General features: G+C 61.5%; 11 protein-coding genes. 8 read left to right on the top strand and 3 right to left on the bottom strand.

Annotation, left to right across the window (positions count from 1 at the left end):
* Positions 1 to 187: 187 nt before the first annotated feature.
* The 6 genes from gyrB to BRA42_RS00480 all read left to right on the top strand — a co-directional run bounded on the left by gyrB (position 188) and on the right by BRA42_RS00480 (position 7080).
* Positions 188 to 2158, top strand: coding sequence for a DNA topoisomerase (ATP-hydrolyzing) subunit B (gyrB, locus tag BRA42_RS00505; RefSeq protein ID WP_342770388.1), 1971 nt, complete (start codon positions 188 to 190; stop codon positions 2156 to 2158).
* Positions 2148 to 4574 (top strand): DNA gyrase subunit A, encoded by a 2427-nt coding sequence (gene gyrA / locus BRA42_RS00500; protein ID WP_394339225.1) that lies wholly within the window; start codon positions 2148 to 2150, stop codon positions 4572 to 4574. The genes gyrB and gyrA overlap by 11 nt, the downstream gene beginning before the upstream one ends.
* A gap of 203 nt (positions 4575 to 4777) precedes the next feature.
* Positions 4778 to 5530: an ABC transporter ATP-binding protein gene (locus BRA42_RS00495; RefSeq protein WP_342770389.1), complete on the top strand. Its 753-nt coding sequence runs from the start codon at positions 4778 to 4780 to the stop codon at positions 5528 to 5530.
* The gene (locus BRA42_RS00490; RefSeq protein ID WP_292407907.1) at positions 5527 to 5748 is read left to right on the top strand and encodes a hypothetical protein; all 222 of its coding nucleotides are present in this window, start codon (positions 5527 to 5529) and stop codon (positions 5746 to 5748) included. The genes BRA42_RS00495 and BRA42_RS00490 overlap by 4 nt, the downstream gene beginning before the upstream one ends.
* Complete coding sequence (locus tag BRA42_RS00485; protein WP_342770390.1) at positions 5745 to 6578, top strand: ABC transporter permease; 834 nt, start codon at positions 5745 to 5747, stop codon at positions 6576 to 6578. Before BRA42_RS00490 ends, BRA42_RS00485 begins: the two co-directional genes overlap by 4 nt.
* Before the next feature lie 85 nt (positions 6579 to 6663).
* Entirely contained in the window at positions 6664 to 7080 is a 417-nt protein-coding gene (locus BRA42_RS00480) for a secondary thiamine-phosphate synthase enzyme YjbQ (RefSeq protein WP_292407904.1), read from the top strand.
* Between the two features lie 121 nt (positions 7081 to 7201).
* Here BRA42_RS00480 and BRA42_RS00475 read toward each other — a convergent pair whose 3' ends face one another.
* Positions 7202 to 7465, bottom strand: a complete 264-nt coding sequence (locus BRA42_RS00475; protein ID WP_292407902.1) for a UPF0147 family protein — start codon at positions 7463 to 7465, stop codon at positions 7202 to 7204.
* A 66-nt stretch (positions 7466 to 7531) separates the two neighbouring features.
* On the opposite strand from BRA42_RS00475, the gene BRA42_RS00470 reads away from it, so the two are divergent.
* Positions 7532 to 7900 carry an Sjogren's syndrome/scleroderma autoantigen 1 family protein gene (locus BRA42_RS00470; protein ID WP_292407899.1) on the top strand — a complete coding sequence of 123 codons (369 nt, stop codon included), beginning with the start codon at positions 7532 to 7534 and terminating at the stop codon, positions 7898 to 7900.
* Here the strand turns inward: BRA42_RS00470 and BRA42_RS00465 are convergent.
* Positions 7891 to 10134 (bottom strand): DEAD/DEAH box helicase, encoded by a 2244-nt coding sequence (locus tag BRA42_RS00465; protein WP_292407896.1) that lies wholly within the window; start codon positions 10132 to 10134, stop codon positions 7891 to 7893. The genes BRA42_RS00470 and BRA42_RS00465 overlap by 10 nt on opposite strands.
* A complete protein-coding gene (gene glyS / locus BRA42_RS00460; RefSeq protein ID WP_292408032.1) occupies positions 10131 to 11852 on the bottom strand; it encodes a glycine--tRNA ligase in 1722 nt (573 codons plus the stop codon). The genes BRA42_RS00465 and glyS overlap by 4 nt, the downstream gene beginning before the upstream one ends.
* Before the next feature lie 320 nt (positions 11853 to 12172).
* On the opposite strand from glyS, the gene BRA42_RS00455 reads away from it, so the two are divergent.
* Complete coding sequence (locus BRA42_RS00455) at positions 12173 to 12781, top strand: response regulator receiver protein (protein ID WP_292407893.1); 609 nt, start codon at positions 12173 to 12175, stop codon at positions 12779 to 12781.
* Positions 12782 to 12816 lie beyond the last annotated feature (35 nt).

The raw sequence follows: 12816 nt of genomic DNA, 5'->3' as shown, positions 1-12816 counted from the left end.
GGGACCGGCCGTGATATTCGGCCCCTCCCGGAGCGCACGTACAGAGGTCGTACTTAGCCGGAGAACAGCAGGGCGGGCTTAAAAGAAGAAATTTTCCAGACCCACACAGTATAAGTGGTTATAAAACCAATATATACTGTGAGTTTTGCTGTGATTCTGGACGCCGCCTGTTTTGCGGAGGTCATAGATGACTGATACCTACGATGCTTCTCATATCAAGGTACTGGAAGGTCTGAAGCCGGTGCGGGAACGCCCCGCCATGTACATCGGCAGCACGGATACCCGGGGGCTGCACCACCTGGTCTACGAAGTTGTGGACAACGCCGTAGACGAGGCTCTCGCCGGGTTCTGTGACCTGATACTGGTTATCATTAACCGGGACGGCTCGATAACGATCGACGACAACGGGCGAGGTATCCCGGTTGACATCATGCCCCATTACGGCAAGAGCGCTCTTGAGATCGTCCTCACCGTGCTCCATGCCGGCGGAAAATTCGACAAGAATACCTACCAGGTATCCGGCGGTCTGCACGGCGTCGGTGTCTCGGTCGTCAATGCTCTTTCAACCTGGCTCGATGCGACGGTCTTCCGGGACAGCAGCGTCTATACGATGCAGTTCCGGCAAGGCCTGGTCGCGAAGCCGCTCGTGAGCCGCCCGGAGACCGAGCGCGAGATGGAGATACGGTATGAGGAGCGGTACGGCAGCCAACCCGGGCAGCAGCTCGACTACGAGCGCCTCCAGGGGACCCGGGTCACGTTCCTGCCCGACCGGTCGATATTCGAGACCGTCGAGTTCGACTATGACGTGCTGGACCACCGGCTCCGTGAACTTGCCTACTTAAACAGCGGCCTTACGATCGTCCTCCGGGACGAGCGCACCGGCGATTCGGCCGCCTACTGTTTCGAGGACGGCATCCGGCAGTTCGTCGCCCACATCGGTGAGGGAAAAGAGCGCCTCCACGACGATATCATCTACTTCCAGAAGAGCGACACCGAGAACATGGTCGAGGTTGAGGTGGCCCTGCAGTACAATAACTCCTACACGGAGACGATCTACACCTACGTCAACAGCGTGAATACCCGGGAAGGGGGCACCCACCTCGAGGGCTTCCGGAGCGCTCTCACCCGTGCGATCAACAACGCCGCGCACCGTAACAACCTCCTCAAGAACAACGATGCCCAGGTCAAGGGTGAAGATGTCCGGGAAGGGCTCGCCTGCGTCATCAGCACCCGGGTGGCGAACCCGCAATTCGAGGGGCAGACCAAGATGCGCCTCGGGAACAGCAACGTCCGGGGCATTGTCGACTCGCTTGTCTACTCCTCGCTCACCGAGTACTTCGAGGAGCACCCGGGAACTCTCAAGGTGGTCGTGGATAAGGCAATGACGGCTGCCCGGGCCCGGGAGGCCGCCCGGACCGCACGTGAGCTCGCACGGCGGAAGAGTACGCTCGAGTCGGCCGGCCTTCCCGGAAAACTCGCCGACTGCCAGGAGCGGGACCCGGCGAAGAGCGAACTCTACATCGTGGAAGGAGATTCTGCAGGCGGTTCCGCAAAGCAGGGCCGGGACCGGAAGTTCCAGGCGATCCTCCCCCTGCGAGGAAAGATCCTGAACGTCGAGAAGGCGTCGGAGCACAAGATCCTGAAAAACGCCGAGATCCAGGCGCTGATATCGGCTATCGGTACCGGAGTAGGGGACAATTTCGACGTGGAGCGGGCCCGCTATCACCATGTCATCCTGATGACCGATGCGGATGTCGACGGTGCACACATCCGGACGCTCCTCCTCACGTTCTTCTACCGCTATATGATGGAGATCATCAAGAACGGATACGTCTACATTGCCCAGCCGCCGCTCTACCGGATCGCCAGAGGCAAACAGGCGCAGTACGCCTATCGCGAGGAGGAACTGCGGGAGATCGTATCCGCGCTGGGCGAGAAGAGCATCACCATCCAGCGCTACAAGGGTCTTGGTGAGATGAACGCGGAGCAGCTCTGGAGCACCACGATGGACCCGGAAAATCGGATCCTCAAACAGGTGAAGATCGAGGATGCCGCCTACGCGAACGAGATATTTGAGAAACTGATGGGAGAGAACGTTGATGCCCGGAAGGACTTCATCCGCCGGCATGCAAAGGAGGTGAACAACCTTGACATCTAAGCGGGTCGTTCCGGTTAATATCGAGAACGAGATGAAATCATGCTACATCGACTACGCGATGAGCGTGATCATCGGCCGCGCCATCCCCGATGCGAGAGACGGTTTGAAACCGGTTCACCGCCGCACCCTCTACGCCATGTGGGAGATGGGCAACACGAGCGACAAGCCCTACAAGAAGAGCGCCCGTGTTGTCGGAGACGTGATGGGTAAGTACCATCCCCACGGCGATGCGGCCATCTACGATACGCTCGTGAAGATGGCTCAGCCGTTCTCCTACCGCTATACGCTGGTCGACGGTCAGGGGAACTTCGGCTCAATCGACGGGGACTCCGCTGCCGCCATGCGGTACACGGAGGCGCGGCTCACAAAGGTCTCGGAGGAACTCCTCGCCGATATCGACAAAAAAACCGTCGATTTCGTTCCGAACTTCGACGAGTCGCTCCAGGAGCCCAATGTCCTCCCGGCACGGGTTCCGAACCTCCTCGTCAACGGTTCAAGCGGGATTGCGGTCGGCATGGCGACGAACATGCCGCCCCACAACCTCCGGGAGGTCTGTGAGGCAACCTGCCGCGTCATCGATGAACCCGGCGTATCCACGGAGGAACTGATGCAGATCATGCCCGGTCCGGATTTCCCGACCGGCGGGGTGATCATGGGCACCGAAGGAGTCCGTGACGCCTACCTTACCGGGCGCGGGAAGTGTGTGGTCCGGGGCGTTGCGGAGATCGTGGAAGAGGGCCGGACCCAGCAGATCATCATCACCGAGATCCCCTTCCAGGTGAACAAGGCGCGACTGATCGAGAATATCGCCGGCCACGTCCGCGAGAAGAGGGTCGAGGGGATCGCCGACATCCGCGATGAGTCGGACCGCGACGGCATGCGGGTCGTGATCGACCTCAAACGGGGTGCCGCACCCCAGGTGGTGCTGAACTTCCTCTACAAGCACACGGCCCTTGAGTCCGTCTTCGGGATCATCAACCTCGCGATCGTCGACCGTCAGCCCCGCGTCCTGAACCTCAAGGAACTCGTCCACGAGTTCCTCAAGCACCGGGTGAACGTGGTCAGGCGCCGGAGCGAGTTCGATCTCGCGAAGGCGGAGGAACGGCGGCATGTCCTCAACGGCCTCCTTGTTGCGCTCGACAACATCGACGCCGTCATCGCAACCATCCGGGCTTCCGCGACGACCGAGGAGGCTCAGACGGCGCTGATAACGAAGTTTGCCCTGGACGAGGTGCAGGCGGACGCCATCTTAAAGATGCAACTCCGGCGGCTTGCGGCACTCGAACACCAGAAGATCCTGGACGAGCGCGACGCCCTCGGGAAAGAAGTGGAGCGGCTGAGCGATCTTCTCGGAAGTGAGGCGAATATCCTCGCCGAGATCAGAAAGGAACTCGTTGATATCAGCGCCCGTTACGGCGATCCCCGGAGGACCGAGATCGGGCACGCGACCGAGACGATCGAGAAGGACGACCTCATCGAGGATAAACCGGTGCTGGTCTCGCTCACCTCTTCGAACTATATCAAGCGGATCGACCTCGACACCTACCGGAACCAGCGGCGCGGGGGTCGCGGCATCATCGGCATGGCCACCAAGGACGATGACGGCGTCGAGAACGTCTTCGTTGCGAGCATGCTTGAGACGCTCCTCTGCTTCACCGACAGGGGAAGGGTCTACTGGCTGAAGGTCTACGACCTCCCGGAGGGGCAGCGGACGGGCAAGGGCAAGGCCCTCGTCAATCTCCTCTCCCTTGACGGGGAGGAGCGGGTGACCGCGGTGATCCCGGTCAGGGAGTTCCGTCCTGACCGCTACCTCTTCTTTGCGACGAGAAGGGGAACGGTTGCGAAGATGGCGCTCGACGAGTTCTCGCGGCCGCGGCAGACCGGGATCAACGCCATCAACCTCCGCGACGGCGATGCCCTGGTCGACGTGAAGGCGACCGACGGGGGCCAGGAACTGCTCCTGACGACGAAGTTCGGGCAGAGCCTCCGGTTCCACGAGGAGACCGTCCGCCCGGTCCGCCGGAACGCGATGGGGGTGCGGGGGATCAACCTCCGCAACGGCGATGCCCTGCAGGCGATCTCCGTCGTCGAGGGGGACCACCTCCTCACCATCACGGAGCAGGGCTTCGGGAAGCGGACGGATTTCGATGAGTTCCGCGGGCACGGCAGGGGCACGATGGGCGTGCGGAACATCGTCGTCGATGCCCGGGGCGGCGGTGTCGTCGGGTCGATGGCGGTCTCCGACGACGACGAGATCATCGTGATGAGCGCGTCCGGCATCGTGATCCGGACGAAGGTCTCGGAGATCTCGGTCCAGAAACGGGGCACCCGCGGTGTCCGGATCATGAAACTTGACGACGGCGACCGCGTCATCGGGTTTGCGATCCTCAACGCCGAAGACCGGGAAGCGGCGTAGCCGGCTTCTCCCCTCTTTTTTCACGTTCGCCCTGTTTGCACCTCCCGCATCGAATTCTGTCTTTTGCGATCACTCCGGAAGCGCAGGGACCGGACGATGATCCTCTGCGACCGCCTGACCAGGGTCTACCCTTGAGGTGTCCACGCGGGCGAGGTCTTCGGGCCCCTCAGCCCGAACGGCGTCGGCAAAACACCACCATCCTGATGCTCGTCGGGCTCATCCAGCCGACCTCGAGCGCGTGTTCCATCGACGGGACCGAGGTCGCCGCCCACCCGATCGAGGTGAAGAAGATCGGCTACATGCCCGAAGACGTCGGGTTCTACGCCGACCGCACCGCCGAAGAGAACCTCGACTATGCAGCGAGGTTTTACGGGTTAAAGGAGAGAGAACGACGAACGCGGGTCGACGAACTCCTCGCCCTCGTCGGGCTGGACGGTGTCGGGACAAAGGTCGGTGGCTACTCGAAAGGGATGAAGCAGCGCCTCGGCATCGCCCGGGCGCTCATCAACGATCCCGCCGTCGTCATCCTCGACGAACCCACGGCAAACCTCGACCCCCGGGGAGTGCTCGATTACCACAGGATAGTTAAGGGTCTTGCCGACCGGGGAACGACCGTGCTCGTCTCCTCTCATATCCTCTCGGAGGTCGGCATCCTTGCACGCGGAAGACTCATCGCGTCCGGCGACCGGGAGATGCTGTCGCGCGCCGCAACGCAGGACCGGGTGGTGATCGACGTCGAGACCCTGACCCCGATGCCCCGGCTCACGAACCCGGAGGTCCTCTCCGCAGAGTATTCGCAGGACTCCTGCTCCGCCCGTATCGTCGCGAGAAAGGATATCAGCAATCTCGTCGCAGAGACCCTGTATGCCGAAGGCGTCCTTCCCCGGCGGCTCGCGATCGAGAAGCCCGACATGGAGGAGATCCTGCTCTCGTATTACACGGAGGAGACCGCATGACGCGGGCGGCTTTGCACATCATCGGGGGCAAGGAGTTCTCCGACCATCTCCGGAGCAGGCGGTTCCACCTGCTCTTCGCGATCCTGGTCGTCATCGCCGCCGTCGGCATGATCACCGGGGCGACCCAGTACTCCAGAGACCTCTCCGATTACAACGCGGTCCAGGTGCTTGCCCAGAACGAAGACGACCCGACGCTCGCCGGCAACCTTGACGGTTGAAACCCTCCATCCTCTCGGCGTACTCCCAGATGGGGGTGCTGATGGCCGGTATCGGGGTGGTGCTCGGGATCGCGATGGGGGTCGATCTGGTGACCCGGGAGAAAGAGAGCAAGTCTTTGAAAAGCCTGCTCGCCTATCCAGTATTCCGGGACGAGATGATCAACGGAAAAGCCCGGGGGGGCGTCGGCGCACTCGCGATGGGGGCCGTTCTGGTCGTCTCCCTTGCGATCATGACCCTGTTCGGTATCATCCCGAATTTTGACGAGTTCATCCGCATCCTGATCTTCGGGGTGATTTCGTTCCTCCTCGTCTTCACGTTCTTTTCCCTCGCTCTCCTGATGTCGACGGTCACGAAGGACAGCGGAAGCGCTCTCCTGTACTCCCTGATCGTGATGATCGTCCTCTCTTCGTTCATCCCGATCTTTGCTTACGGCCCGGCCTACTCGGCTGTCTTCGGCGACCCCCCGACCCCGCCGGGCATGTCCACCTACTCCTACCAGCAGAGTTCTTCGGCCTACTCGGTGACATCGGTCGCGGTTGCATACAGGTCCGACGATCCCGTAGACCCGGAAGAACTCGCGGAGTACGAGCGGGCGTCGAGAGCGTATACGGAGCAGAAACGGATGATCACCGATCTCGTCACGCTCGTCTCTCCGACCGGCAACTACCAGACGGTTCTCGGCGCCGCATCACAGCCTGCAGGGGATAATGCACCGGGCCTTTCGAGCCTCCTCGGCGCCCTCACCTGCAACATCATCGCCCTGCTTGCGATGCTGCTAGCCTTTTTCGGTCTGGCATGGGCCCGGTTCATGCGAGAAGATATCCGGTGACGGGGTCCGCTGCCTGATCCTATTTATCCTTCCGCGGGTTTTATCCGGATAGGGGACAACAGGACATTTCGACGAGGTATCCGTAATGTTTTTTCATACGACGATTCAGGTAGATACGCACGGTGAGGGAGATGTCGTCAACCTCACACCCCATATCGAGCAGGCGGTCGCCGGGAGCGGCGTGCGGGAGGGGCTGGTGAACATCTTTGCCACCGGCTCGACCGCCGCCGTCACCACCATCGAGTATGAGCCCGGCGTGCTCGCCGATCTTTCCCGGGCGCTCTCGGTCCTCGCCCCAGCCGATATCGCCTACGCGCACGATGCGGCATGGGGCGACGGCAACGGGCGGTCCCATGTCCGGGCGGCGATTGTCGGACCGTCGCTCTCCGTTCCGGTTATCGATGGCAGGCTCGCGTGCGGCACCTGGCAGCAGCTCGTTCTCTTAGAACTCGATGTGCGGGAAAACCGTCGGAGAACGGTCCACGTCACCGTCCTCGGCTGAACATGGGAAATAAGGAGGACTCAGGGCGCCGTGCAACGAGCAAGAGGTGATACGGTGCAGATAGGCGCCGTAAAATATCACTCTGCTCGGATGTTGCCGGAATCGTTCAAGAATAAGCGGCTCAGTCGAGAGGTACCGTTTCCAGCTGCGATACCAGTTCCCAGATGCGGGTCCGTGCGTGGACCGGCATGTTCGGGTCGTTGCTGATCTCATCGATCATAGAGATTGCGGTTGCGGCGCGCAGACCAATCGTCCGGGATTCGTCCTGGAGAACCGCCTTCGTCTCATCTGCGACGCGCCGGATATTGCGTGGGATGGTGGAATCCTCGCTGATATTCTGCAGCATCTGGATACAGAGCCGTATTGTTTCGTCTGGACTTGCCATTGCATTTACCCCTCTATTATTAATGGCATCCAGACATATATAAGTTCATTAAGGGTGTTCGACGAAATGGCGGCTGATAAGGCTGACGAAGTCATGGCTGAGTATCTCCTGAAGGGCGGAAAGATGCTCGCGAAATCCTGTAAAGTCTGCGGGTATCCCCTGTTCGAGTACAAGGGAAAGACACAGTGCGTCATCTGCCCGCTCACGACATCCGAAACCTCTCTTTCTGCACCGGCCTCCCCCGAGCCGACGCAATCACCGTCGCCTGCACCGGCTGTCCCGACACCTCAAAATCAGGTTGCCGCGGAGATCGAGCAGACGATCATCCGCCTCTGTGAGCGCATCCAAAACGAGCAGAGAGCCGATGAGTGCCTGGCCCTGATGACAGCGGTCGAGAAGGGCGCAAAGGCGCTCAAGAGACTGGGTCAGCGATAAGGCCTGCGGGCAAGGTCCCATATGCCGTGTGCGGTCTTTTCCCCGATCCCGTGCACGGATGCCAGTTCTTCCGGCTCGGCATCGATGATTGCCTTGAGCGACCCGAAGTGTTCGAGCAGGAACCGCGCACTCTTAAGACCGATGTTCGGGAACGCAGCAAGTGCGTACTCCTGCTCTTCGCGGACCGACCGGTAGGACTTCTTCGGATGCACTTTGTGTTCTCCCCGCTCGCTCCTCTCCCGCTGTGCGAGGACGTAGAGCACCTCGGCGGTGTCGTCGGCATCCTTCGTGCGCAGCAGCGCGACCCCCATATCGACCGTGATGGCGGCAAGCGTGCCGCGGACGGCGTTCGGGTGGATGTTCCGCACCGCATACAGGTCGTCTTCCCCCTCGATGATCAGGACGGGACGCGGCACCGCCTCGGCCATGGCCCGGATCTGCCCGAAGAGATCCCGTTCGACAAGGGTGTTCATGAAGTCCTGCACGGTCTTGCGCTCGACGAGGATACGGTCGCCGATGGCGTAGTCGCCGGATTCGAGACGCTCGATCGTTATCGACGCCCCGAGTTCGTGCAGGCGGCTGGCGACCCTCGATGCCGTCTCCCGGTCGTCGACGGTGATCGCCGGCCCTGCGGGAGCAAACTCCAGGATATTCACCTGTCTGGTAGCAGCCGGGACGGCCGGTGCGGGTGCGGGCGCCGTGCTCATGCTCCGGATCCCCGTCACCATGGCCCGCTCCCGGGTCTGGCTCACGTACCGAAACGCCTCGTCCGACGTGCCTTTCGTCACCAGAACGACGATTGTCCCGCTGCCGCTTCGTCCGGTCCGCCCCTTCCGCTGAATGCTCCGGATCTCCGAAGGGACGGCTTCGTAAAAGATCACCATGTCCGTCGAGGGGACGTCGAGCCCCTCCTCGCCCACCGAAGTCGCGATCAGGCACTTGAACGCACCCTCCCTGAACCGGGCGAGACTCGCGATCTGCTCCTTCTGTGAGAGGCCCCGTTCCGCATCCCGGGAGGCCTGGCCGACGAACCGTTCGCAGGCAATCCCGTCCGCGGAGAGGGCGTCGACAAGCGTCTGGACCGTGTCGCGGTAGGTGGCAAAGACGATGATCCGGCTGTCCGGGTGCGCCGCAAGTTGCGCCCGCACCAGCTCGCGGACGATGCCGACCTTGGGATGGAGTTCCTCCTTCCAGCCGCCGGCGACCTCGACGAGGTGCCGGTAGGCGGGGTCGCCGACGAGCCGCCTGCTCGCCTTGCTCCCGGAACTCGAAGCCCCTTCCGAACCGAGCCGGGCGAGGTAGAGTTTGAGCGCCTCGCTCCCTTGAGTTTCAGTAAGCGATATGGCGTGGCGGAGTTTCATGCACTCGGCGTGCAGGGACGCTGCGATGAACGCCGAAGGGTCGCGTGCCCGAATACGCTGCTGGATCTGGGCATTGAGGGCGTTGAGCGCCTTTATCGAGAGGTGGTCCGGTTTCGGGACCCGGAAGTGAAGGTTCTCGAGCCGGGTAAGGCGCGACTCCACGAGCCCCCGGAGGACGACCAGCGCCGCCTGCAGTTCTTCGGGCAGGTAGACGTCGACGTAGTGGATATCGCGCTCGTGGATGTAGGGACGGACGTCCTCGTCGGTCTCGACCCGTGTCTCGACCGCCCCGATATGGAGGTTGCTGCAGACCTCCTGCACCTTCGCCGGGTCGCCGCCGGGAGAGGCGGTCATCGCGAGCAACAGGGGATCCCTCGCCGTGGTGCAGTAATGGTCGGCGAGGAAGACGTAGGCGTAGTTCCCCACCGCCCGGTGGCACTCGTCCACGACCAGCAGGACGACGTCGGCGAGGCTGTACCGCCCTGCCAGGCAGTCGTTCTTGATCACCTGCGGGGTGGCGAAACAGACCCGGCACGCTTCCCAGGCCCGGGTCCGCTCCTCCGGGGAAGTGTCCCCGGTGAACATGGCAAAATAGGTCTCTTCCGGCTCGGAGCCGTCGGGAGAGAGCAAGAACTGCTTGAAAAAACGGAGGTGTTGCTCGACCAGGGGCTTTGTGGGCGCAAGCATGAGCACTCTCCCCGGATGAGAATGAAGGCGGGAGGCAGCGACGATGAGCGCGACGGCGGTCTTCCCGAGACCGGTCGGGAGGACGACCATCGTGTTCGCGTCAAGCGCCCGGAGCGCAATGGAGAGTTGGTATCGCCGTTCCTCAATGCTTTCCGACCGGATCAGCGGGTGAGAGAGATAGGTCATGCCTTGAGTTCATGGAACGTGGCGGCGCCGGAGATAAGTGCGGAGAGGATCGCGGGCAGGCGTTCGATAGGCACCCGGACCTGCTCCATGCTGTCGCGGTCCCTGACGGTGGCGGTGTTGTCCTCGAGCGTATCGTAGTCGACGGTGACGGCAAAAGGCGTCCCGACCTCGTCCTGTCTCCGGTAACGCCTGCCGATGGCACCGGAATCGTCATACTGCGCGAGGACGCGGCACCGGGCGAGCCTTTCCGTGATCGTCTGTGCGATCGTATCGAGACCGTCCCGGTTCATCAGCGGGAAGACGGCGACCTGGACGGGCGCCACCGCCGGCGGGAGCCGGAGCACCTTCCGGGTCTCGCCTTCGACCTCCTCCTCGGCGTAACTGTGCTCCAGCGCAACGTAGATCATCCGGTCGATCCCGTATGACGGCTCGATGACGTGGGGCATCACCTCTTCGCCGCGGACCTCCACCTCCTCCTCCCGGACCTGGTAGAGGTCGGCGGGGATGAAGATCTCTTCGCCGTCGACGGTGACCCGCGCGCCGTCCTCCCCGGGGTCCGAAGCGGCCAGGGCATCCGCAATCGCCTTCGCTTTGCCGCGGTACCGGGGGCCGAGGACACCCATATCGGCTACGATCCGCCGTTTCGTGACCCGTTTCGGCTCGTCGTAGGGGATGAAGACCGTCATCGAGGTGCCGGAGTGCTCCGCGTGCGAGCGCAGGTCGTAGTTGGTGCGGTCGGCGATGCCGACGACCTCCACCCACCCGAACCGCCCGGAGTAGACCTCGGCGTCCCAGCAGTCGGCCGCATAGTGCGCCCGTTCGTCGGGAAGGTGCTGGCGGAACCGGAGTTTTGCCGGGTTCACGCCGATGGCGGTCAGGAGCTGGTGCGTGAGCGCGACGTAGTAGGCGACGTACTCGTTTGCGATCAGCCTTTCGGCCACGGCGGCGCGCATCGTGGTGGCGGCCGGCTCCTGGCCGGCAAATTGCCGCGCGATGGTGAGGAGGGGCACTTCATAATCCGCGTAGCGGTGGAAGGCGGGGTGGTTCTTCTCGTCGGGGTGGACGAAGATCTCGGCCTCGGCCTGGGAGAACTCCCTGAGCCGGATCATACCCTGACGCGGAGAGATCTCGTTCCGATAGGACTTCCCGATCTGGACGGCGCCGAAGGGGAGTTTGTCCCGGTAGAAACGCAAAAGCCGGGGGAAGTCGGTGAAGATGCCCTGGGCGGTCTCGGGGCGCAGGTAACCCTTTCGTTGCGACCCCGGACCGACGGTGGTCTGAAACATCAGGTTGAACGCAAAGACGCCCGCATCTCCCAGCCGCTCCTTGCATGAGGGGCAGGGCAGTTCATAGAGTACCGCCTGAAGCGCCTCCGCCGGGAGCGTGCCGGCATTCTCGATGCCGTTCTCTGCCGCGACGTGATCAGCGCGGAGGTACTCGCCGCAGTGGGGGCACTGCACCATCTTATCGGCAAATTCTTTAACATGACCGGATGCGACGAAGGTTGCTTCACTCCCAACGGTGGGGCATTCGATCTCGTAGTAGCCTTCCTGAAAGACGTAGAACGACCGCCAGAGGTTCTCGATGTTCCTCTTCATCATCGCGCCGAGAGGGCCGTAATCGATGAACCCGGCAACTGACCCGTATATTTCGGATGACGGCCAGACAAAACCGCGTCTTCTGGCTACTTCCATGACTTTCTCGTAGATATCGCTCATCTCGGCCATAGTTCTGCAGTACACTTGAGCGCCGGTGCTAATAAAGAATGGTTCTCCTCCGCGCGAGATCACAATCATCCCGGAAACGGGGTGAATATGGAGTTTCTTTTTCACGGTCGGCAATATCCCGGAAGAAATAATTACATCGACCGAAATGATCTTTCTCTTTCAACGGATTAGATAGCAAGTTTTAAATGTTAGCGATTGTAATGTAGGGAACGTTACGCCCCCGGGTGGGGAGAAACTATATATACTTGAGATGGTCCATGACTGGACCCTCAGGACCAGACGGCGGAATACAGGACGAGAGAGACACGGACATGGCAGAAGACACCCGCAAGCAGCAGCTCCTTGAGCTGTTCACGACCATCACGAACAAGAAGAAAATCGTTGAACCGATGAGGAAGGTTCACGGTACTCTCCGGGATCGCGACGCAGTTGAGCGTGAAATTGCCCTGATCATGCGGGAGATTCTCGATCAGGGGTATTTCAAGACCAAACTGACCCCCCGACAGCTCGCAAAACTCGTGGTTGCGTATTATGACGGCAAGAACGATACCGAGATTGCACGGGCGCTCGGCGATGAGAAACTAAGCAAGACCGTGGCACGCGCCCGGGTCCGCCTCAAACTCTTCAGGGAGCTCGATTTCAAGATGCCGTTCGATCAGCGGGCGGTGTCGGACCTTCTTGATTCGGGGAAGACAATGAAGGAGATCAGCGAGGAACTTGACGTGAGTCCCTCCACACTTCGTGAGTATCGTCATGTGATCGAGCAGCAGAAGGACACCACACTCGACCCGTATCTGGAGCGGATCCGGGACGTGATGGAAGACCGTGATCTTTCCGAAATGATGACGCGCGGTGTCGCCAACGATGGCCTTTCCGAGGCGATAGACATCACCGAGGCGATCGATCTAGGGGAGTTTTAACCTCCCCGGTCCACCCTCCTGCTTATTCTCCTGAA

The sequence above is a fragment of the Methanoculleus sp. UBA374 genome (assembly GCA_002508705.1).
In the GTDB taxonomy this organism is placed as follows: domain Archaea; phylum Halobacteriota; class Methanomicrobia; order Methanomicrobiales; family Methanoculleaceae; genus Methanoculleus; species Methanoculleus palmolei.
Note: the sequence above shows the minus strand (reverse complement) of the source record. Positions and strands in the feature narration are given on the sequence as shown.